The organism is Mesorhizobium sp. M7A.F.Ca.CA.001.08.2.1, from assembly GCF_003998455.1.
GTDB classification, from domain to species: domain Bacteria; phylum Pseudomonadota; class Alphaproteobacteria; order Rhizobiales; family Rhizobiaceae; genus Mesorhizobium; species Mesorhizobium ciceri.
Map to the genome: position 1 here is coordinate 1 of NZ_RZPW01000514.1, position 4,610 is coordinate 4,610.

At 63.0% G+C, this 4,610-nt stretch carries 5 protein-coding genes and 1 pseudogene; 1 reads left to right on the forward strand and 5 read right to left on the reverse strand.

Features of this window, described 5'->3' with window-relative positions; translation table 11 throughout:
* Positions 1 to 213: 213 nt before the first annotated feature.
* Positions 214 to 732, reverse strand: coding sequence for a dihydrofolate reductase (locus EN914_RS25145; protein ID WP_013531029.1), 519 nt, complete (start codon positions 730 to 732; stop codon positions 214 to 216).
* Positions 732 to 1,733 (reverse strand): DUF4424 domain-containing protein, encoded by a 1,002-nt coding sequence (locus EN914_RS25150; protein ID WP_024501413.1) that lies wholly within the window; start codon positions 1,731 to 1,733, stop codon positions 732 to 734. Before EN914_RS25150 ends, EN914_RS25145 begins: the two co-directional genes overlap by 1 nt.
* A gap of 162 nt (positions 1,734 to 1,895) precedes the next feature.
* On the opposite strand from EN914_RS25150, the gene cobF reads away from it, so the two are divergent.
* Positions 1,896 to 2,672, forward strand: a complete 777-nt coding sequence (cobF, locus tag EN914_RS25155; protein WP_013531027.1) for a precorrin-6A synthase (deacetylating) — start codon at positions 1,896 to 1,898, stop codon at positions 2,670 to 2,672.
* A 150-nt stretch (positions 2,673 to 2,822) separates the two neighbouring features.
* On the opposite strand, the gene EN914_RS25160 is transcribed toward cobF, so the two are convergent.
* The 3 genes and pseudogenes from EN914_RS25160 to EN914_RS25170 all read right to left on the reverse strand — a co-directional run.
* The gene (locus tag EN914_RS25160; protein WP_013531026.1) at positions 2,823 to 3,164 is read right to left on the reverse strand and encodes a winged helix-turn-helix domain-containing protein; all 342 of its coding nucleotides are present in this window, start codon (positions 3,162 to 3,164) and stop codon (positions 2,823 to 2,825) included.
* Between the two features lie 80 nt (positions 3,165 to 3,244).
* Positions 3,245 to 4,357 carry a molybdenum ABC transporter ATP-binding protein gene (gene modC / locus EN914_RS25165; protein WP_024501414.1) on the reverse strand — a complete coding sequence of 371 codons (1,113 nt, stop codon included), beginning with the start codon at positions 4,355 to 4,357 and terminating at the stop codon, positions 3,245 to 3,247.
* A pseudogene (locus EN914_RS25170) lies at positions 4,354 to 4,610 on the reverse strand (molybdate ABC transporter permease subunit); the annotation flags it as partial. The pseudogene EN914_RS25170 and the gene modC, both read right to left, overlap by 4 nt.

Below are 4,610 nucleotides of genomic sequence, written 5' to 3' on the forward strand. Positions count from 1 at the left end.
CCCCATGGGCCGCCGCCACCGCCGCTTTTGTCGTTCCAGGGCATGAATGTCCTTTCGCTTGGAATTCCCTCAAGCGCCGGCATTACGGCGCAAAATCCAGTATTGTTCTTCTATAGGCACGCCACGGGGCGCTTTCAACGCGATGCGCTTCCGACTTCGTCCGATTTGGTCCAGTCGCGACCCTTTGTCTTCCTTCAATGGCTCTTTTTTCGTTCAATGTCTCTCGCGACGCCGCTCGTAAACCGAATAGCGCGTCGGGTGGCTGTCCTTTTCCCCGGCTGGGACGTCCTGCGAGCTGACAATGCGCCAGGAATCGGGATCGATCGGCGGGAAATGCGCGTCGCCGTCGACCGCTGCCAGCACATGGGTGACGTGCAGCCGGTCGGCCAGCAGCATGGCCTGGGCATAGATTTCGCCGCCGCCGATGACGCACACCTCGTCGACATCGGCCATGCCGCGCCCGCGCACCGTCGCCAGCTGGATCGCGGCTTCGAGCGAATGTGCCACCTCGACGCCCTCGGCGCGCCAGGTCTCGTCGCGGGTCACGACGATGTTCAACCTGCCCGGCAGCGGCCGACCGATGCCCTCATAGGTCTTGCGGCCCATGATGATAGGCTTGCCCATCGTATCGGCCTTGAAGCGCTTGAGATCGGTGGAGAGCCGCCACGGGAGCCCGCCGTCCCGCCCGATCACGCCGTTCTCGGCAATGGCAACGTAGATTGCGACATGCATCAATTTTCGTCCGTCGGCTCGAGGATCAGGATGTCGATGTCGCGCTCGGGGTAGAAATCATCCGCCGTCATCTCGAATGTCGTCGGTCCGGTCTTTTTGACATTGTCGCCGCAGAACGAGACCAGGGCTTTCGGATTGCCCTTGTCGATCGTCAGCTTGAACTTGCCGATCGTGCCCGTAGCCCAGTTGCCGCCGGTGGTCAGGATATAGGCGATGCGGCTCTCGAAATATTTGGGGTAGCCGTCAGGGTCGTCCTTGGCCGCCTTGCGCACCGCATTTTCGAATGTGCCGTCCATGCAATACCGGGTCTTGTAGGCCGCATACTGACCCTGGAATTTGCCGTCGTAGAAGAAGCTGACCGAAGACGTGCCGCCGACGCTCGGTCTGTAGCGGTGGGAAACATGGACGTCCTTGTTGGCCGGAAAGGTCGAGCGCCACCAGTAGGTCGAACGCAATTGCCAGAACGGGGTGTAGACCTTGCTCGTCTCGGTGCCGTCGCTGCCGGTGTCCTCGATGATGATGCCGCGGTTGACCCAGTCATCGACAACCGCTTGCGGCAGCTTCGCCAGCGCCGCCTTCGCCGCATCGCCGAAAGGATAGAACGGCACGTTTTGCGCCTTCAGCTCAGCGCTGATGTCGATGCCGAGCGCCAACACCTTCTGCTCGAGCTGCGGCTTTGCGGCGACACCGTCGATCGTCACCTCGAAACCGAGGAAATTATCGCTCTGATTTTCAGGAATCGCCGGGATTTCTTCGGGATTGCCCGATATGTCGGGCATCGGGAAGGCGACGATGGCCTGGACATCCTGATCGGTGTTGTTGTGGAAGACATAGTCGACCGTGACCTTTTCCGGCGAGATGAAAAGGTCCTCGCTTTGCATCGCCACGGCATCGCTGCGCGACAGGATCAGGCCGCCGGTGCCAAGTTCGGCAACCGAATCATTGGCGAAAGCGGATGCGGACGACAAGGCCAGCACGGCGGTCAGAACATATCGCAACATGGAAGCCCCCTCGGCTGGAATGCCTGCAGGACCCTAGCCGTTTCAATGTGGCGTTCAAAGCCCTTCCGTATCCGCGGACGCACCAAAGGGAGCTGGACTGCGGTCTGGACACGCGCCAGCGCGGTCTGGACTAACGGGTTCCGATCGGGCAGGAGTTCGCCCATGCGCAAGCTTCTCGTCATCGGCATCGGCGCCGGCAATCCCGACCACATGACCGTTCAGGCCATATCAGGCCTGAACCAGGCGGATGTGCTGTTCATTCCCGACAAGGGCGCGAAAAAAAATGAATTGGCCGAACTGCGCCGTCAGATCTGCGACCGCTTCGTTACCAATCCGAAGTCGCGGCGCGTCGAATTCGACGTGCCGGTGCGAGACCTCCCGGTAGAAGATGGTCCGGCACCCTCCTACCGCTCGACCGTCGATGACTGGCATGAAGCCATCGCCGCCATTTACGAAGGCCTGATCCGCGACGAGATTGCAGGCGACGGCTGCGGCGCCTTCCTGATCTGGGGCGACCCTTCGCTCTATGACAGCGCGTTGCGCATCCTTGAGCGCGTGCGCCTGCGAGGCGATGTGGCGTTCGAGCTTGAGGTCATCCCCGGCATCACCGCCGTCCAGGCACTTGCCGCCAGCCACAAGATGGCGCTGAACCGCATCGGCGATTCCGTCCTCATTACCACCGGCCGCCGCCTGACCGAGGAAGGCATGCCGGACAATGCCGGCAGCGCGGTCGTCCTGCTGGACGGCAAATGCGCCTTCAACACGCTGGCCGACAAGGATGTCGTCATCCATTGGGGCGCCTATCTCGGAACGGAAGACGAGATCACTCTCTCCGGCAGGATCGGTGACATCGGCGCAAAGATCGAAAAAGTTCGAGAGGAAGCCCGTCGGCGGAAGGGCTGGATCATGGACAGCTATTTGCTGCGCAAGCCCGAATAGGAAGGCAATAGGGGAGTAAGGCAGTAGGGCAGTAGGTGAATAACGTTTTGTGTTGGAAGACAGCACGCGAATGCCGCCCTACTGCCCTACTGCCCTACTGCCCTACTGCCCTACTGCCCTACTGCCCTACTGCCCTACTGCCCTACTCCCTCACCCAGCCTCAATCTCCGCCTGCAACGCCTCCATATGCGTCGCTGCCGCGGCCGCCGCCGCGCGCTCGATGGCGCGGAAGCGGCTGACCACCGCTAGCCCGACCGCCGTCAACTGTGCGCCGCCGCCCTTGCGGCCGCCGGTCTGTGCCGCCACCAGCGGCTTGCCGAATACCCGGTTCATGTCCTCGACCAGGTCCCAGGCGTGCTTATAGGACATCTCCATGCCGCGCGCGGCGGCCGAGATGGAGCCGAAGGCGGCGATCTGTTCCAGGAGTTCGATCTTGCCCGGCCCGACGCGCCCGTCGGGATCGAGATTTATCCGCAAGCTCAGCGACGGCATCTTTGCTCTCCGCGGTCACATCCCAACATCATACTAGAAGCTCCCTGGCGAAACCGCTATTCCAAAAAGACATAGCGAGATCATCCATCCGTCTCGGCGGGCAGGCCGGCGCCGGTGTTCGCCCGATCGAAGCTCACCGTCTTGATCACCGCGAAAACCTTGCCGCCAAGATGAAGCTTCAGCGCCTGCCGCGACTGTTCGGTGATGCGGGCAAGCACGGTTGCGCCGTTGCAGTCGATACCGACCTCGACCGCCGGTCCCTCGCCGGGGCTCATCGCGGTAATGGTTCCCGGCAGGATGTTGAGCGCGCTGAGACCCCTCGGCTTTTCGGTGGCGATCATCACATCGCGGGCGCGGATACGGATGCGCACCGGCGTACCTGTCTTCATCGCCAGCTGTGGCACCCGGAGCTCGCCCGCAGCCGAGCCGAGCACGGTCATGCCGAAACTCTCGTCGTGATGCAGCACCTTGGTGTCCAGCACGGCGCCGCCCTCACCGCGCTCCTCCGCCGGCAACAGGTCGAGCCTTTGCATCACCGCCTCGGTCGGCCCGCTGGCAACGACATTGCCCTGCGCCAGCATCACCACGTCGCTGGCCAGCCGCGCCACTTCGGCGACCGAATGACTGACATAGACGATCGGGATTTTGATCTCGTCGCGCAGCCTTTCGACATAGGGCAGGATTTCGGCCTTGCGCGCCTCGTCGAGCGAGGCCAGCGGTTCGTCCATGAGCAGCAGTCTGGGGCTGGCAAGCAATGCCCGGCCGATCGCCACACGCTGTTTCTCGCCACCCGAGAGCTTTGCCGGCCGCCTGTTCATGAGCGGCCCGATGCCGAGCAGGTCGACGACGGCATCGATATCGGCGTAGCGCTCCGCCGGCGGCGTGAACCAGCGGCCGTAGCGCAGATTGCCGGCAACGCTCATATGCGGAAACAGCCGTGCGTCCTGGAACACCATGCCAATGCGGCGCTTGTGCTTCGGCACGAAAATGCCGGCACCGGTATCGACCAGCACACGGCCATCGACTTCGATGCGTCCCTTGTCGGGCCGGATCAGCCCGGCAATCATGTCGATCAGCGTCGTCTTGCCCGACCCAGACGCTCCGAACAGCGCCGTCAGCCGCCCGGCGCTTTCGAAGCGGGCGTCGATGGCGAAACCGCCCAGCCGATGACTGATGTCGACGAGAACGCTCATTCGATGTCCAGTCGCCGGCCGACGCGCCGCGCCAGCACCTCCGAAGCCACCAGGGCGGCCATGGAGATGACGATGGAGATCAGCGTCAGGCGGAGCGCCCCTTCATCGCCACCCGGCACCTGCGTGAAGGTGTAGATCGCCGACGGCAATGTCTGCGTCTCGTTGGGAATGTTGGAGACGAAGGTGATGGTGGCGCCGAACTCGCCCATCGCCTTGGCGAAGGCCAGGATGGCGCCGGCGATCAGCCCGGGCA